The organism is uncultured Aquabacterium sp., assembly GCF_947366995.1.
Classification (GTDB): Bacteria; Pseudomonadota; Gammaproteobacteria; order Burkholderiales; family Burkholderiaceae_C; genus Aquabacterium.
The window spans coordinates 15964-42363 of the sequence record NZ_CANBCC010000032.1 but is presented as its reverse complement, the minus strand read 5'-3'; the positions used below and the strand labels follow the sequence as shown (position 1 = coordinate 42363).

Below are 26400 nucleotides of genomic sequence, written 5' to 3'. Positions count from 1 at the left end.
GGTGAGGCGCTCGCTCGCGCTCAGCCCGTCGATCGCCTCCAGCCGCGCGCGCAACTGGCCCTTCAGCGAATCGACCTGCTGGTCCGCATCGCGCACCTTGCCGTCGTAGAACGCCACCAGGCTCTTGCGGCCCAGCACCGCCGTACGCTCGTCGGTGTAGACGCGCACCCAAGTCTGCAGCACCCGCTGCGCCACCAGCGGGTCGTCCCAGGTGAAGCTGAGCTCCATCACGTTCGAGCCCGGCGTGTGCGTCACGGCGAAGCGGTCTTCGAACCGCGCGGCCAGGCGCTCTTCGGGGCTCTGCGCCTCGGTCAGGCCAATCAGCACCAGCGCGCTGCGCAGGCCGTCGAGCACCGCCTGTATCGCCTGCTTCGCGCCCAGCTTGATCTTCTTCCACGCGCTGGCCGGCGCCTACTGTGCCTGGGCCATCTCATTGAGGTACAGGCGCGCCACCTGCATCACCACCGGGCGGCCGGTGAGCATCTTTTCTTCGTCGGCGATCGGGTCGCGCTGCGTCGACATGGGCGCGAACGCCTGCCGCTCGCCCACGTCAATGGGCACGGTCAGGTTCTCGCGGCCGGGTTTGACGAGCAGCCGTGCCTCCGAGGCGTAACGGGTTGGCAGCAGAAAGGCGCCAGCCACCACCAGGGCCACGGTGAGCCACAGCGCGATCACGAAGGCGCGGCGGTAGATGTAGAAAAGCCGGACGAGGTCGCGGAAAGAACGGATGTCGATCATGGTCTGAGGGGGGCCGCGTGCGTCGTCACTTGATCTTGGTCTCACCCCAGCTGTAGCTGACACCCAGCGAACGGGTGAATGGCAGCAGCTGGTTGATGTACACGTCGACCCCATCGCCCATGTTGCCGGCCCACGCCTTGGGCACGAACAGGATGTCGCCGCGGCGGAAGGCCAGGGTCGGCAGGCCGGTCACCCCGTCGAGCAGGCCGCTGAAGTCGATGAAGTAGAGCTGGTAGCGCTGGGCGTCGTCCAGGCGCAGCAGGGCCACGCGGCGCGGATCCGCCGAGGGCAGGAGGCCGCCGGTGGCGAACAGGCCCTGTTCGACTGTGGCCACGGCCGACATGTCGAATGCGGCGGGGGTGCGCACCGCCCCCCCGATGACGACCTTGCTGCTCGGCGAACTGACGATGTTGATGGTGACCCCCGGCTCGCGGTAGACCGATGCGAGGCGCTCACGCAAGGTCTGCGCCAGTTCGTCCGGCGTCTTGCCCCCGGCCTGGATACGCCCCGCATGGCGGTAGGAGAAACTGCCGTCCGGGCGCACCACGTAAAGCTGGGTCTGGCTGTCTTCCACGAGGTTGCGCAGGTCCATTGCACCGTCCTGGGCGTCGCGGATGATGCGCAGGGTGTCGCCCGGGTGGACACGGGTCGGCTCGGCCGCCATGCGGGCCACATCCGCCGGGGTCAGCACGCGCAGCCGGGCCATCTCGGCCGATGGGGTCAGGTTGCCCATGGGCGTGCAGGCCGACAGGGCCGCCAGGCAGAGCGCGATCAGAGGAAGCTTCATGGGGGCACACCAGCACCCGGTCCGGGTACTGCGAGGTCTGGGGCTAGGGGTGGGCAAGACCGGCGCACGGGGGCGGGACGGCCTCGTCCGATCATACGAGGGGCCGCCGTGCTGGCGACGCCGTCACACCCATTCATGTGGCCGCGTCACGGCGGGCGCGGTGCACCTCGTCGAACTGGCGGCGCCAGCGGTGGTAAGCGCGCTGCATCTGCTCCCGCCGGGGGCGCCACAGCCAGGGCACGCCGAACTTGTGGAAGAAGCGGACCATGCTGCGCAGGTGGGTCTGCCCGGAGTTCGACCAGATGCCGGCGGCGCTGTGGCGCTGGTGCTCGTGCACCAGTTCGACTTCGGGCAGCGCCATCACGCGCCAGCCCTTGACCCACATGCGCGCGCACAGGTCGACCTCCTCGAAATACAGGAAATAGCCCTCATCCATGCGCCCGACGTCCTCGAATGCGGCGCGGCGCACGACGAAGCCCGTGCCCATCACCCAATCGGCTTCGAACGGGCCTTCGCGCCAATTGCGCTTCAGCAGGTGCGAGTTCACCAGGCGGCGCAGGGGCGCCACCCGGCCGAGTGCCGTGCGCCGAGCCAGGATGTCGGGCAGCGAGTAGAAGCGCCGCGCCGAGTACTGCAGCGAACCGTCGGGGTTGATGAGCTTGAGCCCGGCCACGCCGAGGCGCTCGTGCCGGGCAAACAGGCCTTGCACCGCTTCGACCTGATTGCGTCGAAAGTAGGTGTCGGGGTTGAGCACGAGCACCAGGTCCGTGCGCAGGGCGGCCACGCCGATGTTGACACCCGCACCGAATCCCCCATTGCAGCGCGACAGCACGGTGACTACGCCGACCGGCAGGTCACGCTGCAATCGCTCGCCGGAGCCGTCGGGCGAATCGTTGTCGACCACCACGATGTCGCCCGCCGCTGCGATGGAATGGGTCAGCAACGACGCCACGCACTGCATCGTCAGATCGTAAGTTCGGTAGTTGACGATCACGACACCCAGCGAGGGGGGCTGAGGACGCAGGGCCGTCTGAGGGGTGGGCATGAGGGGAGGCTTTCTGTCGGGGGCAGGCACACCGCGTGCGCACCCGCCCCAATCTGAAAACAGCCGCGACTTGATGTGGCGCGTGCATCTGTAACAGGTTGATTCTGAACGCGGTTCTGCTTTCCGGACGCCCCCTTGATCCGGTGGAGGCGATCCCGCCTTTGTGTCATATCCGACAAAACCCGGGGGTCCCGTGGGGCCCCTTGCCCCCTTACCGCGGGCATCATCGGGTCTGCGCTTTCATCACAATTCAGGGAACGCCATGCGCTTTACCATCGCCGCCGCACTGCTGTGCAGCGTCTTTTCCACGGTTCACGCCCAGCAGGGCACGGCTTCGCCCGCTGCACTGCGGCCTTTTGTCGGAATCGGTTACACGAGCGGGGGCGAAACCCTGGTTCCGGTGACGGTCCGACAGCGCGGCGGCGGCGCCGAGTTCGACGAGGACATCAGCGCCGGGGCCGGCGTCGAGGGCCGGGTGGGCTTGTCATTCCGCCTGGCCGACATGCCGGTGTCCGTGCGCGCCAGCTACGGCATCCACAACGACCAGTCCAACGGCATCGACAACGACCGGGTCTTCTTCCGGCGCTATCCGGTCGAGGTGCTGGGCTTCTATCACTTCAGTGACCGGGCCTCGCTGGGGGTGGGGGTGCGCCGCGCGACCCGGCCCGTGCTGCGCTACAAGAACGCCAACGTCGCGCTACCGGACGGCACGGAGGTGACCGGCTTCGACGCCACCTACCACCTCCAGAGCGCCCCTGGCGTCGTGCTGGAAGGCGAATGGCGGGTGACGCCGAGCTGGGGCTTGAGCCTGCGCTACGTGAAGGAGCACTTCAAAGTGCAAGGTGTGCGGATCGACGCAGACCACGTCGGCGTCAACACGCAGTGGTACTTCCGCTGAAGGTCAGCCCGGGTTCAGCTGAAAGCCCAGTCCAGGTGGTGCCCGTGCGCGGCCCAGAAGTCGTGTGCGGCCCCGAAGTGCCCGTTGCCCACGAAGGGCACGGGGCCCCGCGTGGCCGACAACGGGGACGGATGGTTGCTCTGCAGCACCCGGATCTCGCCAGACCGGGCTTCGCCGGCCGCTTCGATCAGCGCCAGCTTGCGCTGCGCGTGCGCGCCCCACAGCATGAACACGCGCGGGCCGGGGTCGGCCGCCACGGCGGCGATCAGCGCGTCGGTCAGCGCCTCCCAGCCCCAACCGGCATGGCTGGCCGCCTGGCCCTGCTCCACCGTGAGCACGGTGTTGAGCAGCAGCACGCCGCGGTCGGCCCAGGCCGTGAGGCTGCCATGCGCCGGCGCAGGCAAGCCGAGGTCGCGCTGGACCTCTTTGCGGATGTTACGCAGGCTGGGCGGGATGGCCACCCCCGGCTGCACGGAAAACGCGAGGCCATGCGCCTGACCGGGGCCATGGTACGGGTCCTGCCCCAGGATCACGACGCGCACGTCGGCACGGCGGGTGTGGTGCAGGGCCGCGAACACGTCGGCCGGATAAATCACGGCGCCCGCTTCACGGGCCGCGTCGACGCGCGATATCAGCGCCTGCCCAGCCGGTGAGGCACGAAAGGCATCGGTGAGCGGCCGCCAGTCAGGCGGCACGGCGTCGAACAGGTCTGCCAGCCGTGCCGCCAGCGCGACAGGCCGCGTTTCAGCGGCATCGGACATCGACGGCTGCCCCTCGGCGGCACCGAACAGGTCGGACTGGCTCACCCGCTGATCCTCAGGCAAACAGCGTGGCCAGCGCCACGCCGGGGTCAGGCTGGCGCATGAAGGCCTCGCCCACCAGGAAGGCGTGCACATGGGCCTCGCGCATGCGGCGCACGTCGTCGGCGCCCAGGATGCCGGATTCGGTCACCAGCAGGCGGTCGGCCGGCACGCGGGGCAGCAGGCCCAGCGTGGTGTCCAGCGTGACCTCGAAAGTGCGCAGGTTGCGGTTGTTGATGCCCACCAGCGGGGTCTTGAGCTTCAGCGCCCGGTCGAGCTCGTCACCATCGTGCACCTCGACCAGCACCGCCAGGCCCAGCCCATGGGCCACGGCCTCGAAGTCGGCCATCTGTGCATCGGTCAGGCTGGCGGCAATCAGGAGGATGGCGTCGGCGCCCCAGGCTGCGGCTTCGAACACCTGGTATTCGTCAACCAGGAAGTCCTTGCGCAGGGCCGGCAGCGCGCACGCAGCACGGGCCTGCTTCAGGTAATCGGCGTGGCCCTGAAAGAAGCGCTCGTCGGTGAGCACACTGAGGCAGGCAGCACCGTGCTCGGCGTAGCTGCGGGCGATGTCGGCCGGCACGAAATGCTCGCGCAGCACGCCCTTGCTCGGGCTGGCCTTTTTCACTTCGGCGATGACGCCCGGGCGGCCGGCGGCGATCTTCGCGCGCAGGGCCCCGACGAAGTCGCGGTGGTCGTGGCCGGCGCGATGACGGGCCTCGGCCTCCTCACGCACGGCCTGCAGCGGCTTGCGCTGGCGCGCGGCGGCCACTTCTTCGTGCTTGACGGCGTTGATCTTGTCGAGGATGTCGGACATGGTGCGCAATCGGGCTCGGAGGGTCGGGGCGCGCGTCAGGCGCGGGGAGCGAAGGCCTGGGTGGCCTGCACGAATCGGTTCAGCGTGTCGCGGGCCCGGCCGCTGGCCAGGGCCTCGCGGGCGCGTTCGACGCCATCGGCCAGCGTGTCGGCCACGTCAGATGCATACAGCGCGGCACCCGCGTTGAGCAGCACGATGTCGCGGGCGGGACCCGCCTCGTTGGCCAGCACGCGCTGCACGATGGCCACCGACGCCTCGCGGTTGTGGGCCTTCAGCGCCGAGCCGTCGTGCTCGGCCATCCCGAACTGCTCGGGCGTGATGGTGTACTCGTCGACCTGGCCGTTCTTCAGCTCGGCCACCATGGTCGGGCCGGCCAACGTGATCTCATCCAGTCCGTCGCAACCGTGCACCACCATCACGTGGCGCGAACCCAGGCGCTGCAGCACGCGGGCCTGGATGCCGACCAGATCGGGGTGAAACACACCCATCAGCTGGTTGGGCGCACCGGCCGGGTTGGTCAAGGGCCCGAGGATGTTGAACATGGTGCGCACGCCCAACTCCTTGCGGACGGGGGCGGCGTGCTTCATGGCGCCATGGTGGTTGGGAGCAAACATGAAGCCCACGCCGGTGTCGGCCAGGCAGCTGGCCACCTGTTCGGGGTTCAGGTTGATGTAGGCACCCAGGGCCTCGAGCACATCGGCGCTGCCGGTGCTGGACGACACGCTGCGGCCGCCGTGCTTGGCCACGCGGGCGCCGGCCGCCGCGGCCACGAACATCGCCGTCGTCGAGATGTTGAAGGTGTGGGCGCCGTCCCCACCGGTGCCGCACAGGTCGATGAGGTTCGCGGTGTCGTCAACCTGCACCGGGGTGGCGAACTCGCGCATCACCTGCGCGGCCGCCGACAGCTCGCCCACGGTTTCCTTCTTGACGCGCAGACCGGTCACCAGCGCGGCCATGACGACCGGCGACATCTCGCCCTGCATGATGCGGCGCATCAGCCCCAGCATCTCGTCGTGGAAGATCTCGCGGTGCTCGATGACGCGTTGCAGCGCCTGCTGGTCGGTCAGTTGCGTCATGACGCCGTCCTCACATCGTCAGGAAGTTCTTGAGCATGGCGTGGCCGTGCTCGGTCAGGATCGATTCGGGGTGGAACTGCACGCCTTCGAGCGGCGCGAAGTTCGGGTCGGTCTGCGGGCCCTTGTGGCGCACCCCCATGATCTCGCCGTCGTCCGTCCAAGAGGTGATTTCCAGGCACTCGGGCAGGGTGGCCCGCTCGATGGCCAGCGAGTGGTAGCGGATCACGGTGAACTCGGCGGGCAGGCCGGCGTAAACACCCTTCTGGTCGGTGTGGATGACGCTGGTCTTGCCGTGCATCTGCACCTGGGCGCGGATCACGTGGCCGCCGAGCGCCGCACCGATGCTCTGGTGGCCCAGGCACACGCCCAGGATGGGCAGCTGGCCGGTGAAGCGCTGCAGCGCTGGCACGCACACGCCGGCCTCTGCGGGCGAACACGGGCCAGGCGAGAGCACCAGACGGTCCGGCTTCAGCGCGGCAATGTCGTCGAGGGTGATTTCGTCGTTGCGAACGACCTTAACCTCTTCGCCCAGTTCGCAGAAGTACTGCACCAGGTTGAAGGTGAAACTGTCGTAGTTGTCGATCATGAGCAGCATGGGCACGTCCTGTGTGGAGGTGGTTCATGGGGCGGGCAGGCCGCCTTCGGTGCACGGTTCAGACGCCGTGACGTCCCCCCTCGGGGCCTCTGATCAGGTGGCGCACCGGTGGGGACCGGCCGCAGAGGCAAGCGTGTCTGTCTGGCGTCACCGCCACCAGCGGTGCATCAGGCGGAGGAAGTCCGAGGGTTGCTGCATGCGGATGATTCTACATGGGCTGTCCGGCCGTGTGGCCCCGTGTCGACATGGCCCTGATTGCGGGGGCGGGCCGTCGCAGCCATGACACCGACCCTCGTGCCAAGATGGCGCGTCCACGACTCCTCGCTCCCCGCCACCGCGTGTCCGCTCCTTCCGCTTCCACCGTGCCGGTGGCCTCTACCTCCGCTCCTGCCGGCGCCCGTGTGGCGGCCGAGCCCACGTTGCTCGGCCTGGAGCTCCTGCGCTTTGCATGCGCCGTGTCCGTGCTGCTGTGGCACTACAACCATTTTTATGTGCGTGGCACGGCGCACCAGGGCTTTCACATCGAGGGGCAACCGCTGTATGCGCTGTTGAAGCCCTTCTATGAAGCCGGCTGGCTCGGCGTGCAGGTGTTCTGGGCCTTGTCGGGCTTCATCTTTTTCTGGAAGTACGCGCGCCCCGTGTCCGAGGGACGGGTTCCGGCGTGGCGCTTTGCCGCGCTGCGCTTCTCGAGGCTTTACCCCCTGCACCTGCTGACGCTGCTGGCAGTGGCCGGCATGGCGTGGCTGTACCGCGCTCAGCATGGCGTGGACTACGTCTACCAGTACAACGACCTGAAGCACTTCGTGCTGCACCTGTTCCTGGCCAGCGACTGGCCCGGCCGCAGCGAGTGGTCGTTCAACGGCCCGATCTGGAGTGTTTCGATCGAGGTCCTGGCGTATGGGCTGTTCTACGCGCTGTGCCGGCTGGGTTGGACGCGCACGTGGCACGTGGTCGCCATCATCGGCATGGCGGGGGCGGTGTACGCCAGCCGCCTCACCGAGCACCCGCTGGTGCTGTGCGTGTTCTTCTTCTACCTGGGTGCACTGACGCACCTGGCCCACCAGGCGCTCGGCCGGTTGCCGACAGGCTTTCAACGCGGCAGTGTGGTGGCGGGCGCGCTGCTGCTGGTCCTCGGCACGGCAGCGACGGCGTTCGGCTTGCTCCGGCCGATGTTCTACGTGGCGCTGCTCGCCCCGTTGGCTATGCTCGGGTTGTTGCGCGGCGTGCAGCCGCGCCCGGGGCGCCTGGCCAACCTGATCGGCACGCTGGGCCATACCACCTACGCGAGCTACCTGCTGCACTACCCGCTGCAGCTCGCCGTGGCGCTGCTCAGCGGCGGACAGCCTGACCGTCTGCCGCTGGGCTCGCCCTTCTGGCTGCTGGGCTACCTGGTGGTGACGTTTGCGCTGGCCGTGCCCGTGTACCGACTGATCGAGATGCCGGCGCAGGCGGCCCTGCGGACACGCCTGCTGCGCTGAGGCCGCTCAGCGGCTCACAGTCCCTGCTCGGCCATCTCGGCGGCGCGCACCACCGCGCGGGCCTTGACCTCGGTTTCCTTCCATTCCAGCTCGGGCACCGAATCGGCCACGACGCCGGCACCGGCCTGCACGTACAGCGTCTGGTCCTTGATGACACCGGTGCGGATGGCAATGGCGACGTCCATGTCGCCGGCAAAGCTCAGGTAGCCGACGGCGCCGCCGTAGACACCGCGCTGCACGGGCTCGAGCTCGTCGATGATCTCCATCGCGCGGATCTTGGGCGCGCCGCTCAGCGTGCCGGCCGGGAAGCTGGCGCGCAGCACATCGAGCCCGGTCATGCCATCCTTGAGGTCGCCCTCCACGTTGCTGACGATGTGCATGACGTGCGAATAGCGCTCGATGCCAAACGCCTCGGTGACCTTGACCGAACCGGTCTTGGCGATGCGGCCGATGTCGTTGCGCGCCAGGTCGATCAGCATGACGTGCTCGGCGCGCTCCTTCGGGTCAGCCAGCAGCTCGACTTCGTTGGCCTGGTCCTGCTCGGGGGTGGCGCCACGCGGGCGTGTGCCGGCAATCGGACGGATGGTGACGGTTTCGCCGCCTTCGGCGTTGCGCTCCTGGCGCACCAGGATCTCGGGGCTGGAGCCGACGACATGGTGGTCGCCCATGTCGTAGTAGTACATGTAGGGGCTCGGGTTGAGCGAGCGCAGCGCGCGGTACAGCGTCAGCGGGGACGCCGTGAAGCGCTTTTGCAGGCGCTGGCCGATCACGACCTGCATGCAGTCGCCGGCGGCGATGTACTCCTTGCACTTGCGCACCGCGGCCTCGAAATCGGCCTTGGCGAAGTGACGCTCGACCGGATGGGACTCGGTGGGGGTAATGGGCGGCACCGGCACCACGGCGTGAAGCTGCGCCTGCAACTCGGCGATGCGGGCGGCTGCGCGATCGTAAGCGCCGGGCTGGGCCGGATCGGCGTAGACGATCAGGAAGAGGCGGTCAGCGAGGTTGTCGATGACCGCCAGTTCCTCGCACTGCAGCAGCAGGATGTCCGGCGTGCCGATGCCGCCAGGCTTGTGGGTGTTCGCCAGACGGTGTTCGATGTGGCGCACGGTGTCATAGCCGAAGTAGCCAGCCAGCCCCCCGCAGAAACGGGGCAGGCCTTTCGGCACTGCCGCCTTGAAGCGCTGCTGGTACTCGGCGATGAAATCGAGCGGGTTGGTGTCGTGGCGCTCGACCACGTGGCCGTCGGTCACGACCTCGACCGCACGGCCGGTGGAGCGCACCAGCGTGCGCGCGGGCAGACCGACGAAGGAGTAGCGCCCGAAGCGCTCGCCCCCCACGACCGACTCGAGCAGAAAGCTCAAGGGCCGGCCTTGCGTGAGCTTGAGGTACAGCGACAGCGGGGTGTCGAGGTCGGCCAGGGCCTGGGCGACCAGGGGGATGCGGTTGTGGCCTTGTGCGGCCAGGGCATTGAACTCGGTTTCGGTAATCATGGTGCTGGGCCTCCAAGCCCAGGGCACGGCCGCCAGGGGCCCTGCCCGATGTCATCTGATGTCACCCCCAGGGCCGCGTTGCCGAAATCGGCCTGGAAAGCGGTGCTGCCTTGAGGGGAAGGACGCAAAGCCTGTGAACCGCGCCTGCTCAGGCGGCGGACCGGCTGTCACACGCAGGCGTACCCGCGACGCCAGGGCCATGCCCCCCGGTCGTGCGACCCTTTGGTGTGCTTGCGAGAGATGAACATCAGATCAGTGTATCAGGGCCCTCCTGGCACGTCTTGCCCCTCGGCCGAGGGCCTGCACCACCGCGCCGAGGGCAAACCCAGCTTGCGCGACAGGACGGGCTCGCAACAATCGCCGAGACCCCATTGGGAACGACATCCATGCATGAGACACCATCCGGCACGCCCGGCCGCAGCGGGCTCCACCGCCGCACGGGCTTGCTGCGCGCGGCATTCGCCTCCGGGCTGGCCACCGCCGCCCTGACGCTGCCCGCGGCATGGGCGCAACCCACCGAACTCTTCGGGATCAGCTATCCCCAGACCCTGAAGGTGGAGGGCCGCACGCTGCAACTCAATGGCGCGGGTGTGACCTACCGCGCCGTGGCCAAGCTCTACACCGTGGCGCTGTACACGCCCGAGAAAAGCAGCCAGGCCGAGGCCGTGGTCAACATGTCAGGCCCTGTGCAGTTGCGCTTCGTGATGCTGCAGGGCATGCGGGTGGACGAGATCGGCAAGACCATCACGCGCGGCATCGAGCTCAACAGCAACCGCGAAGCGTTCTTCAACCTCATCCCCGCCATCCGGCAGATGGGCGAGCAGTTCTCGCACATCAAGCGGCTGAACGCCGGCGACACCTTTGCGATAGACCACGTGCCTGATCGCGGGACGATGTTCTTCGTCAATGGCCAGCCGGCCGGGCTGCCGATTGCCGACAAGCGCTTCTTCCCGGCCGTGCTGCGTGTGTGGCTGGGCAGCAAGCCCGCTTCCCCCGATCTGCGGGACGCGCTGCTGTCGTATAAGGCGCCAGCGGTGCTCGACGCGCTGGAGTGAGGTCTACCGGCGCTTGAGAGGCTGTGCCGGGAATGCGCGCGCGCGGGCCCGGTCAGGCCAGCAAGGTGGGCCAGTCGGCCTGATCCAGGCGAGCGATGTGCGCGCGGGCCGGCACGTCCTGCACGGGGTGGCCGTGGTTGTAGCCATAGGTGACCAGCACCACCGGGCAACCGGCTGCGCCAGCCGCCTGGGCGTCGTTGCTCGAATCGCCCACCATCAGGGTGCGCGCGGGCTCGGTGCCCAGCGCCTCGCAGGTCTTGCGCAACGGCAGAGGGTCGGGCTTCTTGCGCTCGAAGGCGTCTCCGCCGAACACGTGCTGGAAGAACGGCAGCAAGCCTTTGCGCTCCAGCAGTTGCCGGGCGAACGCGGTGGGCTTGTTGGTCAGGCAGGCCAGGGGCACCCCCAGCGCCCGGAGTTGCGCCAGGCCTTCGGCCACACCAGGAAAGACATCGGCGTGCTGACCGTTGTGCTCGGGGTAGTGGCGATGGTAGACGGCGAGCGCCTCTGGGAGGGTCTGGGCCACCTCGCTCGACTCCGGCAGCACGCCCCACGCGTGCGCCAGGCTGCGGCGCAACAGGTCCTCGGAGCCCTTGCCGACGGTCATCGAGATGAAGGTGCGGTCGACGCGCGCCAGTTCGACGGGGTGACAGCCGAGGTCGGTGAGGGTGTGGCGCAGGACGACCAGGAAGTCGCCGAGGGTGTCGACCATGGTGCCGTCGAGGTCGATGATGGCGGCGGAGGTGGTTGTGGAGGGGACAGAAGACAGCGCCATGGGGATTTTCGCTCCAGATGCATCCAAGCAGATTAGACCAGAGGGGCGTTGCCCTCGCCGGCGCGCCCGAGCATCAATTGGCGCGATCGAGGGCACGTTCGATGCCGTCTTGTGCCCTTTGCTCAGATGTAGGGCTCGCGGGTCCGCCGCTTCCGTCGATTCACCGAACAGAGCCTACAGCCATTCACTACGAACTACGGAATGCTGATGGCTTTCAACCGCTGATCGACAATCACTCCACCGTCGCCCGAAGTGACCTCGAAGATCCATGTCTGATTGGTTTCCGGACCAGTCTTTCCCTTCGGTGCCGCATAAATTTGTGGACCAGAATCCATGTAAAGCAGTTCCAGTCCAAGCTGCTTGCGTCGGGACTGAATCTCTTTCAGAGACATGTTCGGGCCAATGGGTATGCCATCGACTTCAAAGTAGCCCGAGAAGGCGTTCTCCGGTGTGTTGCCGGCCATGGAGCATCGCTCGTGAATGAGCTCCTTCCGCGCGGCTTCATTCCTGGGAAATCCATGTTCCTTCTCTACTTGATCCATGGTCTCAAGCCGAAACTGGACGGAATCGCGATGCCTTGCAAGGGCTGAGGCATCGCAGTCTCGATGCTTGCCGTAGTCGATCCCAGGCCTCACCCATACTACAACCCGGTGAATCAACTCTGGCGAACCCGGGAGGGCGCCATCATCTGGGGCCGCATGAATTTGCAGTCCCATTGCGTTCCAGTATGCATCGGATGACGCTTGACTGGAAATGTCTGTGCCGATGATGGGTATCAGATCGGTGGCTCTCGTTCGGTATTGCTTGATCGGAAATCCGTTCAGACGGAGTTCATCCTGTTTGAGGATCACTTGTGGCTGGCCGTTGCGATTGACTCCCTCAGGATCGCCCACATACAAGGGCTCACGGGCGTCACAAGCTGCCACGAGCAACGTCGTCGCCAAAAGACATGGAGGGAGGAGGCTCCTTGTCAGCCGAAACATGCCGATTAGAGGGTGAGCGGTTGCGCCCCTCATGCAACGCCTTCATTGCGGGCGGTTGTCATCACGTCTGCCCTTCTTGCCAAGGGGCATCGTGCTCTGTCCAGAACCCCCATGACGCCTGGAACTGCGGGGGCATGGCGCGTTGATGTTCGTGCCCATCGCTGTCGTGACCTGCCCTTTTTTTTTCGCTCCATCGATTCCTGGGAAGATGGCTCCCGTCCTGCGATAGAGCGCATGAGAAAGAGTCGATTTACCGAAGAGCAAATGGTCGCGGTGCTGCGCGCGGCAGAGCAGCCGTATTTCACCGCACATGAACGATGGCCCCGTCTACGCGCAGAGCCCCGCCTCGCAGCGACTTCTGTACGGCGACCAAGCCCGCGACGCCCTGAAAATCTCCGCTCGATACCAGGCGATTCGCTCAGCAGCAAGCGGGGTGGGCTCGGCATGCAGGCCCGCCTCGATCGGTCCTGAGATTGCCTGCTTGATCGGGGCCGGTCATGCATGTTCGCCTGACACCCCTCGTCATTGCGGATTGCACCACTGCCAGATCGTCATGCCGTAGTCGCCGCCCAGGCTGGGCATGATTTCGCCTTGCTTGAAATGCCGCCGGCCTTCTCCCGCCGGCGTGAACCACCCCCCCTCATGCGGGCAAGACTGCCCCGCTTCACAACGCAAGCGCTGCGCAGCATGGGCTCGCCAGGGCTCCTCCCCCGGCACGCCACCGCCTTCATCGGCCACACGCTCTACCAAGGTCCAAGTGGCGGGCACGCGATCGAAAGCCTGGCTGTTGGGGTCGTCCGGATGGCGCAGCACGTTGGCGCCCCACGCATCATGGCCTTCGATCAGCAACTGTGCACATGCGTTGCCAACGTCCGGCAGGTAGATCCCGTTGCGCGGCACCTTGTCGCCCGTCCTGACACGCACTTCCGCATTCAGACGGTACTGGGGCCACGTTGGTGGGGCATTCAAAGGGCCGCGATTGCGCTCTTCGTCGCCCGTAGTCAGCTCACCTCGGCACCACTGTGCCAAGGACGTGATGGAAATGTTGGAGTGCATGTATCCACAGTCCAGCCACCCATTGTCAAACAGGTCCTGAAACGGCTGCGGCATCCATTCGATCGAGTAGTCACGGTTGATCGCATTGAACGTGGTCCCCACGTTGCTTGCCTGCCCCAGTGCATTCAAGTTGTTCTGAAACAGGTAAACATACGCCTTGTTCAAGCCGTTGAGGACCCATTGCATGTTCGAAATCACACGTTCACCCCATACCGCATCAGGTTGATGGTTCAGCGGTCGAGTTCGGTAATCCGCAGGCAAGTGCTGCATGAAGGCCGCCAGCGCATCGTTGGCCGCTTTCACCGTACTGGCGAAGTGATCGCGCATGACACCGAAGTACGCCAGCGAACTGTAGCGCTCCAGCAGGTAAATTTCTTGAGGGATGAGAGGTGCGCTCATTTCGGTTCGAACCAATGATGCTGGAGGACTGAATCGCCCCTGTTTCCGTGGAGGCCAGTTGCCTCGAGTCAAACCTTGATGGCGGGCTGACTAGCCGCGCTGGAAATGGTATCGGCCTTCGAACTCCGAAGATGACCTGTATTCCAAGGGCTCGATCAGCCACGGTGCCACCGGCCGCCGTCAGCTCAGATTAATCATCGCGCATCCCTCAGCACACCCAACCACGGTCAGTGCTCGTTTGTGCAGACCTTTCTTAGATCAGAGGACAAAGGGGGAGCACGAGTGCGCCCTTCACGTGAAAAATCATCCCTTCAAAGCGAATCGGCACACTGGGATTCTTCTGGCAAAAATTTGCAAACAAAGCATCAATTCTTCTCTCAGCACGAGGAAACGAATCTGAGCCCTTTGAAATCAGCGTTCGAGAAAGCAGTCAAGTCCTCCCCGCAGCGATCATCGTAGCTCAAGAATCGAATACCAAGCCTTCCGCCCTCCACGCGGAAAGACTGGAAATCCTCGAACCGGTTTACATCTGCTAACTCGATATTCTCAACACAACTCCCGACCAAGAACCGCGCCTTGACCCGGCCAGGGTTTTGGACATCCACCACATTAAGGTAGTCCTCCACGCCTGATCCGCACTGCCCCGCGCCACCTGCACCAGAGACAGAGCGACGGGAAGAGACAAACAACACATACCCCCTGTGGACATATGGTTGCAATCTCACCGGGAGAAATCGCACATGACTTAATGATCCGACCAACGCCTGATCCTAGTGTCGCCCTACATGCTCAATCACAAACTTCCTGCCTTTTATTTTCAATAATAACCTTGAACGATTCAGCTCAAAACCAAGTTGCGCCTTTTGGACCACGCCACCAGCATCCAGGAAACAGAGGTCGGAAGTTTGCTCACCCCTTGACAATCGCGGCAAGGTGGCGTCTTCGTTGGCGTCACACTTGGCGGCATGAGAGATCAGCGAAAAACCCAAGCAGCAAACCCACAGGCCTTTAATTATCAGATTTAACATGCTCGACATAACATCTCCCGGCACACATAGTCCGCCCTGAACAATTGCCTCACGCGATAGCCAGCGCGACCTGACGGCGGTAGCCGCTGGCTGACCGCCCCAGCCAAGCCAGGACGATGGCCCGCAGATGGGCAGTACCCTGACCCGAATGAACGGAACAAGGTCAAGCCTTCTGCACCAGAATCAACGCCCTTGATTTCGCCGCTGGTCGCGGCAATTGCAGGGTAGTACTCGACGCTACTCCGCCGACTGTATGCGACTGTCACTCATTGGGGCAAGCGCTATACAGTCATGTGAAATGCAAGCACATATGACCACCCAATCATTAGGTGGCACAAAACGATTACCTCACATTCGATGCGCGTGTCTAGCAATACTAGTTCGAGTGCAGTTGCTCTTCAACAAATCCGACCGCATCCTCAACTGACAATCCAGGCCCCGCATGAGGAGGCTCCACTGAGCTCCAAAGCTTCGCCCCCCGGGGGGGCGGAATAAGTCTCCCTTTTTCATAAATGAAAGAGACATTGTTTTTAAGCGCAATCACGCTTCGCTTACCACCCCAAGAAGCCCAGTGGAACTCGTTGCACGCCTTCTTAACCCCGAAGGCAAGAATCTTCGGTGGCTTCATGTTGAAGTCCACCAAATACAAACGTCCAGCGCAGGCCGTTGATGTAGGGGCGCCACTCGTATATATGCGAATGGATTTGTCTGGACTCGAGTCATCGGGAAACAACCGCACATCCCGAAGAATGGATTTCCCCTGAAAGTTTATCGAATCCTCAGTAGCGCCCCCGTTATAGGTGCACTCGGTTCGTGAGACCTCGCCAAAGGGATATATCTTTGGCTTACTGGTCTTGCACAAGACAGAATCGTTCGCATTCGAACATCCAACAAAGGATGCAAGAACTAATATGGCAACCGAAACCTGCTTACTCGACAATTGAGATCTCCTCACCACCAATTTTCACCAGAAGATCTGAAAGTCGACTTGGCTTGATAGCCACGCTGCAAAAGTATTTTTCAGACTGAGCAAATTGCCTATCGACAAAGACAGCAAACCAAGCCCTGTAAGCCTTTTCAACATCGCCGTCGGCCTCCTCAATCATTTCGTTAGCCTTTGCGGCTCCCTCGGCGCCCAACTGAATCTCGAACTTCCGTCTTAGCCCCGCTTCACCGCCCGAGCCTTTGACAAGCCGATTCTTGATGAACAACGGCCCCGCGCCCTCCCCCTCATGGTGCATAAGATACATCAGCTTTGCCCGGTCCATATCACTCAGACCGGCCAATTTGAAACCCTGCTTTTCCAAGACTTTCAAGTTCGCGTTGCCATAGTCAGCCGCAGCATTGATTGACCAATCAGGATCCATCCGCATTGCCAAGCAGTTCTTGACGTTTTGATCGCCCTTCTGTTTTCCTGGCGTCGTCGTAATTGAACCATCGCTCAGCACAAATGCCCAGTAGCTCTTGCCCTTTGCATTCTTCTCCCGGCGCACCCAGCCCTTAGCTACGCTTTGCTCATGAATGAAGCAGCCAGGCATCAACACATGTGTCAGCCATGTGCTGGCGAGGAACTGGGTCAGGCCCGCTGCCCCACTTTGTGGATTGCCCGCGTTTGCATTCCACAGTTCGCGCACGGTTACGGTCATCAGGCGGCCCTTCTTATCCTTCATTTGGTTGCCATCGGGCCCGATCCGGGGCAATTTCTCAGCAACCTTGCCAGCCTCGCAGTCCATGAGCGCGCACAGTGCCTGAGGCGCCAGTCCAAGCCGTTTGGCGGCACTCAAGATTTGGGTTCTATAAACGTTGTTTCTGCCGAGACGTAAATTGTCTGAATTGGGGCACTCCGGCCCCGCCGCGATGGTTACTGGCTGCCCTGCCTCAGACAGTGTCTTGGTCACGGCTGCGTGGCTTTGGCTAAACAGACCATCTACATTGACATGTGCAGCCAACCAAGCCCTGGCACGCTCGACCGCGCCATTCACATTCCACCAAGTACTGTCCTTACTTTGTTTTTTTGGCGCTGCGCCGGCAACTGGCGATGCCGCCGCAGCTGCCGGCGGAAGCGCCCGATCTGGTTTTGAGGACGCCGACGAGCGCTTACCCGAATCGGCAGCGGCAGTCTTTGGTGGTGTGGGTCGCGCCGCCTGTTGGTGTGCCCTGAGCGGCATATCAACTTTCACCTTCGGACTGCGAGCAATGGCGACCTGCTTACACTTGCTCAGATCAATCTCGCAAACGGGCTGCACCTCCCCTTTGTCGTCTTTGACTTCGATCTTCACTTGACCCTTGCGGTCTTGAGGCACTCCGAAGGAGACGTCGCCCTTCGTCAGTGTCTTTGCCTCAAGCGACGCACCGGTAGGCAAGGTCAAAGTCAATGTCATGCCTTGGATAGGTTGGTCGAGCCCGTCGCGAAACAATATCGTCAACGCTTGGTCCTCGGATTCCTCCCCGCGCTTGTCAGCATAGGGAACTTCCTCGGAAGCCTTGGGAGGCTCGCTGCAAGCAACCACATCGGGTTTGGGCAACTCTGGCATCGGATAAAGTCCTGCCGCGGCTTCTTCAACCGGCGCCGTATTTCCAACGCCGTCAGTCATACAAACTCCCCAAATCATCTGCCACATTCATAGCTTCATCTGAGCCTTCGAATCGCTGGGGCACGTCTTCTCCACTGTGATATTCGACGACCCATGGAGCGCTTGGCCCGACCAAGGCATGCAGAGCTTCGACCTCTGTTCTGACTCGTCTTGGCGATTGGCCATCCCCACTGGTCTTGCCGTGTTCGACAACGGTCTCCCCCTTGTGCAACGAATACTTCGCCGCCATTGACTCTCCGGTGATCGGGTTGAATACAACCAACCGTTCACTGAATTTTTCAGGCGCGGGTGTAAATATCGGAACCGGAGTCGAGCTGGGTACTGCCACAGCACCATCCGGCAGATCAGGCAAGCTCGCAATTCCACCCCCACCTCCCGCCCAATCATGCCCCGCCCCCTTCACCGTCCACGTCCCCGGGCAGGTGAAGGTGATGTTCCCACCCTTGAGCTCGATCTGGCTCTGCCCCGCCGTCAGCGTGATGCTGTTGCTGGCCTGAATGCGGATCTCGTCGGTGGTGCTCTGGATGGTCAGGTCTTTGTCCGACCAGATTTGCTGCGCGTCGGTGTGGGCACGCAGGCTCAGCGGGCCGTTGGCCGCAATCGCCTTGATGCCGCCCGCGTGCGTGTACAGGCTGGTGGTCTGGCCGCTGACGGCGCTCAGGGTGTGCGCAGCCGTCAGCTGCACGTCGCCCTGCGTGGTCAGGCTCGTGTCCTGGCCGCTGAACAGGCCGATGCTGGCCGGGGTGACGAACACGGCGCTGGCCGGGGTGTCGAGGTGCAGCAGGGGCTTGGCAAAGCGCTCGACCGGGTCCTGCAGGGTGCGGCTGCCGGGTTGGGCCTTCTTCGCTTCCTGCCCCCCCACCGCGCCGTTGTACTTGCCCTGCGCTGCCGGGTCCATGGCCTCGGTGTGCTGTTGCAGCGCCTGGCTGGCATCGTGGCTGGCAAGGCCAGCCGCGCCCTGCTGGCGGGCGCTCTGGCTCAGCGCATCGCCCAGTTGGCGCGCGCCCTTGAGCTGGCTCACGGCTTCGGCCGCGTCCATCTGGGTGCTCTGCACGCTCGCGCCCATCGCGGGCCGGGCGCTGGTGCTCAGCAGCAGACCCTGGCCGGCGCGCACGATGGCCCAGCCGTCGGTGTGGCCGTAGAAGCCTTCGCCCAGCCAGGCGCCGCGGTGGGCGCAGCCCGCACCGCCCCGGCCGCTTTGCTGGATCAAGTGGCCCAGGCTGAGTTCGCTCCAGCCGGTCGCGCCGCTGTGGCTGGCCAGGCGCATGCGGAGCTGGCCAGTCGCGTCGTCGAGCAGCCACTGGTTGGCGCCGCCGCCGTCCAGGTGGGGGCTGTGCCAGCCGGAGATCGTGCCGGGGTGGTTGGTGCCGGCGTCCACGCCCGCCGGCCAGGGCAGGTCGTGCTGGCCGTTGTGCAGCTGACCGATCACCAGCGGGCGGTCGATGTCGCCGTCGACGAAGTCGACCAGCACCTCGGTGCCGGCGCGCGGGGTGAAGACGGCGCCCCAGTTGGGGCCGGCCACGCCCTGGGCCACGCGGACCCAGGTGCCGCTGGTGGCGTCGCCCGGCGCATGGCCGGTCTCGGCACCGCCCGGCGTGGTGGGCGCGCTCTGTGCGCCGGCCAGCGGGCGGGCGCCGCGCTGCCAGCCGAACTGGATGCGGATGCGGCCGTCGCGGTCGGTGGTCAGCGGTTCACCGTCGTGCGCTACCACCACGGCGGTCTGCAGGCCGGGGGCCGTGGGGGCGTCGAGGGGCGCCGGGGCCAATCGGAGGCTGGCGGGGGCGGCGTCAAAGCGGTTGCGGTAGCTGCCCTGCTCGATGTCGGGCTGGCGCAGCAGGCGGGCGGCTTCGCTGCCGAGGTTGTTGGCCGCCTCGTGCACCACGCGCAGGGCGCGGAAGGCCCCCGGTGCGGTGGGCTCGGTGGCCGGCGGGCGTCCGGCCGCGGCCGCGCGCACGGCCGATGCCAGCGCCGTGGCGCCGCCGTATAGGCTGTGTTCAGTCAGCAGGAAACGGGCGCCTTCGTGCAGGCCGCGCACCGCGCTGTCTCCCTCGGCGCGCACGTGGTGCAGCGCATGGGCGGCCATGCGGGCCTGGGCGCGGGCATCGGCCACGGCCGGGCTGCCCGGCTGGGCGGTGGTGACACGGCCGTCGGCGTGCTGGCGTTCGCCGTGTCCGCGATAGTCCTCCAGTGTGGGCAGCGCGCCCTGCTCGGTCGGGGCCGTGGCGGTGCCAGCCACGCCGGCCAGTTGGCGCTCGTCCCACGCGGCCAGGGTGACGGCGTTCGGGCCCACATGGCGGCCCACACGCCAGGCGGTCACGGTGTCCTGGGCCAGGCCGTCGCCGAACAGGCCGGTGCCCCAGAGACCGCCGCCGCGCATGTCGGGCCGGCTGAAGCGCAGCGGCCCGAGGTCGGGCACCTCGGCCTGGTCGTCGAAGATGACCAGCGTGTGCTTCGCAGCGCGGGCGCCTGTGATTGCGCCTTCACGCGCGCCGTCGTGTTCCAGGCGCCAGCTCCAGCCCTGCTGCGCCATCAGGCGGCGCACGAAGCGCCAGTCGGTCTCGCGGTACTGGGTGGTGATGGCGCGCAGCGGGCCGGGGTCGGCCACGTCGAAGCGGAAGTGCGCCTGCGGCCAGGCCGAGAGCACGTCGGAGACGATGTCCTGCGCGGTGCGATCCTGGAAGATGCGGGTGTCGCGACGGTGGGTGAGCCAGTGGGTCCAGGCCGCCAGCGTGAGGCGGTAGCGGGCCAGGCCGCCATCGGCGCCAAGCTGAGCGGTGCGCACCACATAGCCGTGCCAGTTGCGCCAGCTGCCGTCGGCCCGTTTCAGGCGCAGCGTCATCTGCTCGCCCTGCAAGGCCTTGAGTTCGAGGAAAGCGCTGGTAGAGACGGCGTCCACCTCGGCCCACAGCGGTTCGTCGGCCTGCACGGCTTCGGTGATGCGACAGCGCTCGACCACGAGGGTGGCCGAGGGCAGGGCGGTTTCAAGCTGCAGAAGTCGGGTCGCCTGACCGATGCCCAGCGCCGCCTGGAGGCGCGAGGCGAGCTCGCCGGCCAGGGACGAGGGATCGGACAGAAGAGGCCGCGCAGCACGCGCGGCCGAGACCATGCCGCCCACGGACGGTAGGTTCATGCACTCACCTGAGTTTTATTGTCGGTATCGCGCGATTCTCCGCGGGGCCCTTCCCCCGCCCCACCACACCTGATGGGGAAAATTGCAAACAAGCGTTACGGTGCGCAACCTGCTCGCGGGGTGCGGGGCCCCTACAATCGCGGGCCCGTTTGCTCCCCCTCGCCTCCCGGGCTTGCTTCCATGTCCTACTGCGCCATCGACTTCGGCACCTCCAACTCGGCCATTGCCATCCCGGAGGCCGGCGGCGGCATGCGGCTGGTGCAGCTGGAAGGCGAGCACCTGACCATGCCGACCGCGGTGTTCTATTGCACCGATGCGGACGACCTGCCGCCTGGCTCGGTGCGCGGCGTGGGGCGGGATGACGCGCTGCCCCGCACCTTCGGGCGCGCCGCGGTGGCCGCCTACATCGAGGGCTATGAAGGCCGGCTGATGCGCTCGATGAAGAGCGTGCTGGGCACGGCCCTGGTCGACCAGACCACCGAAGTCGGCAACGGCATGGGCGTGAAGTACCTCGACATCATCACCGGCTACCTGCGGCACCTGCGCGGCAAGGCGGAACAGGCGGGCGGCGCGCAGCTCGACCGCGTGGTGATGGGGCGGCCGGTGTTCTTCGTCGATGAGGACCCCGTGCGGGATGCGGCCGCGCAGGCTTCGCTGGAGGCGGCGGCCCGCGCGGTCGGCTTCACGGACGTGGCCTTCCAGTACGAGCCGATTGCCGCGGCGTTCGACTACGAGCAGCAGGCCACCACCGAGCAACTGGTGCTGGTGGCCGACATCGGCGGCGGCACGTCGGACTTCTCGGTGGTGCGCGTGGGGCCGGAACGCGCCCAGGCACTCGACCGCCGCAGCGACATCCTCGCCAACCATGGCGTGCACATCGCCGGCACCGACTTCGACCGGCGTGTGTCGCTGGCCAGCGTGATGCCGCCGCTGGGCTATGGCGGCTTCGGCCCGAGCCTCAAGGGCCAGGCGCCGCGCCCCGTGCCCAGCCGCGTGTACTTCGACCTGACCACCTGGCACCTGATCAACACGGTGTACCAGCCACAGCGCGTAGCCGAGCTGCGCAGCATGGCCGACTTCTATGGCGACCCGGTGCAGCACCAGCGCCTGATGAAGGTGGTGAACCAGCGGCTGGGGCATGCGCTGGTGGGCCGCGCTGAAGCCGCCAAGATCGCGGTGGCCGAAGGCGGCTCGACGGACATCGACCTGTCGCTGGTGGAGGTCGGTCTGCACAGCCCGCTGACGGGGGCGCAGGCCGAACAGGCGCTGCGCGACGACCTGGCGCGCATCGTGGCGTGCGCCCGCGAAACGGTGACCCAGGCCGGGGTGCCGGCCGAGGCGATCAGTGCGCTGTACTTCACCGGCGGCTCGACGGGGCTGAAGCTGCTGACCGAGCAGCTGGAAGCAGCCTTCCCGACGGCACAGGCCGTGCGGGGCGACCGGCTCGCTTCGGTGGCCACCGGCCTCGGCCTGCATGCCGCGCGGCTGTTTCAGTCGGCGTCGGTCAGCAGGTAACCCAGGCCGCGCAGCGTGGTGATGCTGGCGCCCGTGCCCTCCAGCTTCTTGCGCAGGCGCGACACATAGCTTTCGATGGCTTCGGGGCGGGCCGAGGCGTCCATGTCGTACACCTTCTCGAACAGCAGTTCGCGCGCCACGGGGCGGTCCAGCCGGGACAGCAAGGCCTCGAGCACGGCCAGCTCACGCGGCGTCAGAGACAGCGGGCGGCCCTCGCAGGTGACCAGCCGGCTCGCGGTGTCGAACGCCAGGCGCCCCACCCGCACCACGGGCGCACGCCCCATCCCCCGGCGTGACAACGCCCGCACGCGGGCTTCCAGTTCGCTGAGTTCGAAGGGCTTGGCAAGGTAGTCGTCGGCGCCCATGTCGAGGCCGCTCACGCGCTCGGCCAGGCTGTCGCGCGCGGTGAGGATCAGCACCGGCAGCCCGCTGCCCCGGGCGCGCAGGCGGCGCAGCACCTCCAGGCCGTCGATGCCCGGCAGATTGAGGTCGAGGATGGCGAGGTCGTAGGGCTGCGTGGCCAGGGCGTGGTCCGCGTGATCGCCCCGGCCCATCACGTCCACGGCGTGGCCGCCCTGGCGCAGCGCTTTCGCCAGGCAGTCGGCCAGCGCTTCCTGGTCCTCGACAAGCAGCAGGCGCATGGGGATTCAACCTCGTTGTGGTGTGCAGGGGCCTGAAGGCCCACCCGATTTCATCACGGAACGCCCGGCACCGCGCAGCCCGCGCACCGTCGGTGTGGGCGCCGGGTCTCGGTGTTTTCCCGTGAAGCGGCGGCCCGGACGGCCATCGCCAGATTTCTGACAGGAAGGCTGTCGATCATCCGCGGCCACTGACCCATTTTCCTATTTCAACGGGGTCAGACGGAGACGACATGACTCACACCCGCCGCCTTTCCCGCCTGCCTGTCCTGAGTGCCACCGCACTGGCCGCCTTCTTCGCCGCGTTCGGGGCGCAGGCGCAGTCGACCAACCTGACGATGTACGGCCTGATCGACCTGGGCATGGAATACCGCACCCAGAACAACGCCGCCGGTGACAGCCAGTGGCGCCTGAACTCGGGGGGCATCAACACCTCGCGCTTCGGCTTCAAGGGCAAGGAAGACCTCGGCAACGGCCTGAGCGCCCAGTTCAATCTGGAAGGCGAACTGAGTGCCGACACCGGCGCCGCCGACAGCACGCTGTTCGGACGCCAGGCCTGGGTCAGCCTGGACAGCAATGCGCTGGGCAGCGTGGCGCTGGGCCGCATGTCGACCGTGGCTTACGACTTCATCAGCGCACACGACTTCATGGGCTACGCGCCGCAATACTCGTGGGTCACGAGCACGGCCACGGTGCCGAAGGCCTCGTTCACCAGCCGCATCAGCAACGGCGTGCGCTACCTGGGCACCTTCGGCAAGATCAAGCTGGGCCTGAACGCCGGCCTCGGTGAAGTGGCGGGCTCGCTCAACGCGAACACCAGCCGCGGCGTGTCCGTCGGCTACGAAGACGGCCCTGTGTCGGTGCAACTGAGCCTGGATGATGGCCGCACCGCCGCCACGGAAACCGCCACCACCTCGACCAGCAACCGCAGCTGGATCGCCTCGGGCACCTACGCCCTGGGCACGGGCAAGGTCTATGCAGGCGTGCGCGACACCAAGCGCGAGCCAGTGGGCACGGTCAGCAGCAGCAATGCCGCCTTCCACACCACCGTGTACTGGCTGGGCGCCAGCGCGCCGGTTGTCGACAAGGTGACGGCCTTCGGCGGCGTGTATGTCGAGAACAAACATGGCACGCCGTCGAACCCGGTGATGCTGGCTGGCAAGGTGCACTACGACCTGTCGAAGCGCACCCGCCTGTACGCCACTGCGGCCATCGCCCGCGCGAAGACCGAAGACGGCAGCCGGACCCTCACCGGCGTGTTCCGCGACCAGACGCCGCTGACCAACCACCAGACGGGCATCGGCTTCGGGCTGCAGCACCGTTTCTGATCGGCGTTCAGCCCAGAAGAAAAGCCGTGACGGTCTGACCGGTCACGGCTTTTTTCGTGGCGCGCCGGCGTTCAAGGCCGGCACATGGGACGCAGGTCAGGCCTTGCCGGACTTGGCCTTGGCGGCTTCGAGGGCCAGGGCCAGCGCCGACTTCGGCGCGTTGCCATCAGCCGGGCGCTCGCGGCGCGGGGTGGCGTCCTGACGCGGGCGATCGGAGCGATCGTTGCGGCGGGGACCACGGTCGTTGCGATCGCCGCGGTCGGGGCGCGGGCCTTGGCCGGCACGCTGCTCGCCATCCGGACGGCGAGGGGCGCGGTCGCCGCGGGGGCGATCGCCTTGCGGACGGTCGCCGTGCGGACGGGCGCCCCGCTCTGCACGCTCGCCGCGTTCGGCCGGGGCCGGTCGGGCGCCGGGTTCACCGCCGGCGGCCGGGGCGGCTTCGCCCGGCGCGCGCTCGGCACGCGGGCCGCGCGCACGTTGTTCACCGCGATCGCCGCCACGGTCACGGCGCGGGCCCTGACCGTTGCGCGGGCCGCGGTTGCGAGGCTCGGGGCGGGGTTCGGCGGCTTCCTTGCGGGCCTGGGCCAGCAGGGCCTCGAACGCTTCGGGCGCCACGCCCTTGTCGGCGCAGTAGGCCTCGGCGGTCAGCTTGCCGGCGTCGACATCGGCCAGCACGGCCGCGCGGTCGCGGCGTGCCTGGGCTTCGGCCTCACGGCGCTCCTTGACCAGCGCGCGGCGGCGGGCCAGCTCGGTCTCGGCAATCTGACGGTGCTCTTCCGACAACTCGCCCGCAGGCTGGCCATCAAGGTCGAAACGCGAGGTGCCTTTGCTGACGGCGATCAGGTAGGCCGTGGCGTGCGTGTAGCGGCGGAAGAAGCCCGACAGCGCCGACTTCGAGAACACGCCGGGCGCGCGCTCCTGGATGTCGACCTGGATGCGCAGCTTCAGCGGCTTGGGCTCGCCGCCGAACAGCGCGGGGAAGCGACGCTGGAGCTCGGCCGCGCACTCTGCGGGACTCATGCCGGCCGGTGCAGCCGATGCGTCCGCCTGCGGCACGTCGGGCGTCGCCGGGGTGTCGGGCTCGGCGGGCTGAGCGGAAGGAAGGTCCGAAGGAGGCAGGGGAGTCGAAGACATGAAGCAGGTGGCAGCGCCAGAGGGCGAAACCTCGATTGTGCGCGATGTGGCGGCCCTTGCCACGATAGACCGCTGCCCCGGCGCCGGGAACGGCCCTTGCCGGCACTGCCGGTGCGGCAAAACGTCGCACACGGACCCCCGGGAGGCACAGCATGGGCTGCCGCGTACACCACCTCAACTGCATCTCGTCGTGCCCGCTGGGCGGACGGCTGATGGACGAGCGCCTGCCCACCGTGATCGGGCGCGCCGAGCTCAGCTGCCACTGCCTGCTGGTCGAAACGAAAGACGGCCTGGTGCTGGTGGACACCGGTTTCGGCCTGGGTGATGTGAAGGCGCCTCGCACCCGGCTCAGCCGCTTCTTTCTGACCTTGCTGAAACCGGCCCTGGCCGAGGAGATGACGGCCGTGCGGCAGGTGGCGCGTCTGGGCTTTGCCGTGTCGGACGTGCGGCACATCGTGCTCACCCATCTGGATTTCGATCATGCCGGCGGGCTGGACGACTTTCCAAACGCCACGGTGCACATGATGCGCAGCGAGTGCGTGCACGCCGAAGCGCAGCGCACCTGGCTGGACCGCCAGCGCTTCCGGCCCGCGCAGTGGGGTGCGAGCCGCGCGCGATGGGTGTTGCATGAGGCCTCGGGCGGGGAGCGGTGGGAAGGGTTCGAGCGCGTGCACCCCCTGGGCGATGCCTTGCCGGATCTCGCCCTGGTGCCGCTGCCGGGCCACACGCACGGCCACGCCGGTGTGGCCGTGCAGACGGACGGGCAGTGGCTGCTGCTGGCGGGCGATGCCTACTTTCACCGCCGCGAGATGGACACCTTCGCCCCCTGGTGCCCGCCCGGGCTGCGCGCGTACCAGACGCTGATGGAGAAGGACCGCGGCCTGCGGCTGGCCAACCAGGCTCGGCTGCGGGCGCTGCACGGTGCGCATACGACCGGCCTGGCGCTGTGCTGCTCGCACGATCCAGTGGAGTTCGAACGGCTCAGTGGCCGCGCGCTCGGCGCCCTGCCGCAGGTGCCGATCCCCCGTGACTCGGCCTGAC

General features: G+C 66.3%; 22 protein-coding genes. 6 read left to right on the top strand and 16 right to left on the bottom strand.

Features of this window, described 5'->3' with window-relative positions; all coding sequences use genetic code 11:
* The 4 genes from Q0Z44_RS10240 to Q0Z44_RS10225 all read right to left on the bottom strand — a co-directional run.
* The coding region (locus Q0Z44_RS10240; protein ID WP_298012275.1) for a hypothetical protein at positions 1-354 on the bottom strand (354 nt) is incomplete at its 3' end.
* A gap of 57 nt (positions 355-411) precedes the next feature.
* Positions 412-738 carry a hypothetical protein gene (locus tag Q0Z44_RS10235; RefSeq protein ID WP_298012273.1) on the bottom strand — a complete coding sequence of 109 codons (327 nt, stop codon included), beginning with the start codon at positions 736-738 and terminating at the stop codon, positions 412-414.
* A gap of 25 nt (positions 739-763) precedes the next feature.
* Positions 764-1525, bottom strand: a complete 762-nt coding sequence (locus tag Q0Z44_RS10230) for a polysaccharide biosynthesis/export family protein (RefSeq protein WP_298012271.1) — start codon at positions 1523-1525, stop codon at positions 764-766.
* 133 nt (positions 1526-1658) lie between these two features.
* A complete protein-coding gene (locus tag Q0Z44_RS10225) occupies positions 1659-2570 on the bottom strand; it encodes a glycosyltransferase family 2 protein (protein WP_298012269.1) in 912 nt (303 codons plus the stop codon).
* Positions 2571-2832: 262 nt separating this feature from the next.
* Between Q0Z44_RS10225 and Q0Z44_RS10220 the strand changes: the two genes are divergently transcribed.
* Positions 2833-3468, top strand: coding sequence for a hypothetical protein (locus Q0Z44_RS10220; RefSeq protein WP_298012267.1), 636 nt, complete (start codon positions 2833-2835; stop codon positions 3466-3468).
* Between the two features lie 14 nt (positions 3469-3482).
* Here the strand turns inward: Q0Z44_RS10220 and Q0Z44_RS10215 are convergent, their stop codons facing one another.
* The 4 genes from Q0Z44_RS10215 to Q0Z44_RS10200 are packed head-to-tail and all read right to left on the bottom strand — an operon-like array spanning position 3483 to position 6756.
* Positions 3483-4229, bottom strand: a complete 747-nt coding sequence (locus tag Q0Z44_RS10215) for a uracil-DNA glycosylase (RefSeq protein WP_298012277.1) — start codon at positions 4227-4229, stop codon at positions 3483-3485.
* Positions 4230-4284: 55 nt separating this feature from the next.
* Entirely contained in the window at positions 4285-5085 is an 801-nt protein-coding gene (gene trpC, locus Q0Z44_RS10210) for an indole-3-glycerol phosphate synthase TrpC (protein ID WP_298012265.1), read from the bottom strand.
* A 35-nt stretch (positions 5086-5120) separates the two neighbouring features.
* A complete protein-coding gene (trpD, locus tag Q0Z44_RS10205; RefSeq protein ID WP_298012261.1) occupies positions 5121-6161 on the bottom strand; it encodes an anthranilate phosphoribosyltransferase in 1041 nt (346 codons plus the stop codon).
* 10 nt (positions 6162-6171) lie between these two features.
* Complete coding sequence (locus Q0Z44_RS10200; protein ID WP_298012259.1) at positions 6172-6756, bottom strand: aminodeoxychorismate/anthranilate synthase component II; 585 nt, start codon at positions 6754-6756, stop codon at positions 6172-6174.
* Between the two features lie 338 nt (positions 6757-7094).
* On the opposite strand from Q0Z44_RS10200, the gene Q0Z44_RS10195 reads away from it, so the two are divergent.
* Entirely contained in the window at positions 7095-8234 is a 1140-nt protein-coding gene (locus tag Q0Z44_RS10195; protein ID WP_298012256.1) for an acyltransferase, read from the top strand.
* Between the two features lie 14 nt (positions 8235-8248).
* Here the strand turns inward: Q0Z44_RS10195 and trpE are convergent, their stop codons facing one another.
* Positions 8249-9727: an anthranilate synthase component I gene (gene trpE, locus Q0Z44_RS10190; RefSeq protein ID WP_298012253.1), complete on the bottom strand. Its 1479-nt coding sequence runs from the start codon at positions 9725-9727 to the stop codon at positions 8249-8251.
* A 386-nt stretch (positions 9728-10113) separates the two neighbouring features.
* Between trpE and Q0Z44_RS10185 the strand changes: the two genes are divergently transcribed.
* A complete protein-coding gene (locus Q0Z44_RS10185; protein WP_298012251.1) occupies positions 10114-10782 on the top strand; it encodes a chalcone isomerase family protein in 669 nt (222 codons plus the stop codon).
* A 52-nt stretch (positions 10783-10834) separates the two neighbouring features.
* Here the strand turns inward: Q0Z44_RS10185 and gph are convergent, their stop codons facing one another.
* The 5 genes from gph to Q0Z44_RS10160 form a co-directional block, all read right to left on the bottom strand.
* The gene (gene gph, locus Q0Z44_RS10180; protein ID WP_298012249.1) at positions 10835-11554 is read right to left on the bottom strand and encodes a phosphoglycolate phosphatase; all 720 of its coding nucleotides are present in this window, start codon (positions 11552-11554) and stop codon (positions 10835-10837) included.
* A 194-nt stretch (positions 11555-11748) separates the two neighbouring features.
* Positions 11749-12480: a hypothetical protein gene (locus Q0Z44_RS10175; RefSeq protein WP_298012247.1), complete on the bottom strand. Its 732-nt coding sequence runs from the start codon at positions 12478-12480 to the stop codon at positions 11749-11751.
* A gap of 579 nt (positions 12481-13059) precedes the next feature.
* Complete coding sequence (locus tag Q0Z44_RS10170; RefSeq protein WP_298012245.1) at positions 13060-13992, bottom strand: hypothetical protein; 933 nt, start codon at positions 13990-13992, stop codon at positions 13060-13062.
* Between the two features lie 1957 nt (positions 13993-15949).
* Entirely contained in the window at positions 15950-17614 is a 1665-nt protein-coding gene (locus Q0Z44_RS10165) for a hypothetical protein (protein WP_298012243.1), read from the bottom strand.
* The gene (locus Q0Z44_RS10160; protein ID WP_298012239.1) at positions 17607-20744 is read right to left on the bottom strand and encodes a type VI secretion system Vgr family protein; all 3138 of its coding nucleotides are present in this window, start codon (positions 20742-20744) and stop codon (positions 17607-17609) included. Before Q0Z44_RS10160 ends, Q0Z44_RS10165 begins: the two co-directional genes overlap by 8 nt.
* A 180-nt stretch (positions 20745-20924) precedes the next feature.
* Between Q0Z44_RS10160 and Q0Z44_RS10155 the strand changes: the two genes are divergently transcribed.
* A complete protein-coding gene (locus Q0Z44_RS10155) occupies positions 20925-22259 on the top strand; it encodes an Hsp70 family protein (protein WP_298012237.1) in 1335 nt (444 codons plus the stop codon).
* On the opposite strand, the gene Q0Z44_RS10150 is transcribed toward Q0Z44_RS10155, so the two are convergent.
* Positions 22235-22900, bottom strand: a complete 666-nt coding sequence (locus Q0Z44_RS10150; protein ID WP_109033845.1) for a response regulator — start codon at positions 22898-22900, stop codon at positions 22235-22237. The two genes, Q0Z44_RS10155 and Q0Z44_RS10150, sit on opposite strands and share 25 nt — an antisense overlap.
* A gap of 230 nt (positions 22901-23130) precedes the next feature.
* On the opposite strand from Q0Z44_RS10150, the gene Q0Z44_RS10145 reads away from it, so the two are divergent.
* On the top strand, positions 23131-24225 hold the full coding sequence (locus Q0Z44_RS10145; protein ID WP_298012234.1) for a porin: 1095 nt from the start codon (positions 23131-23133) through the stop codon (positions 24223-24225).
* Between the two features lie 96 nt (positions 24226-24321).
* Here the strand turns inward: Q0Z44_RS10145 and Q0Z44_RS10140 are convergent, their stop codons facing one another.
* Positions 24322-25359: a ProQ/FINO family protein gene (locus tag Q0Z44_RS10140; protein ID WP_298012232.1), complete on the bottom strand. Its 1038-nt coding sequence runs from the start codon at positions 25357-25359 to the stop codon at positions 24322-24324.
* Positions 25360-25511: 152 nt separating this feature from the next.
* On the opposite strand from Q0Z44_RS10140, the gene Q0Z44_RS10135 reads away from it, so the two are divergent.
* Positions 25512-26399 (top strand): MBL fold metallo-hydrolase, encoded by an 888-nt coding sequence (locus tag Q0Z44_RS10135; RefSeq protein ID WP_298012230.1) that lies wholly within the window; start codon positions 25512-25514, stop codon positions 26397-26399.
* Position 26400: the final 1 nt, after the last annotated feature.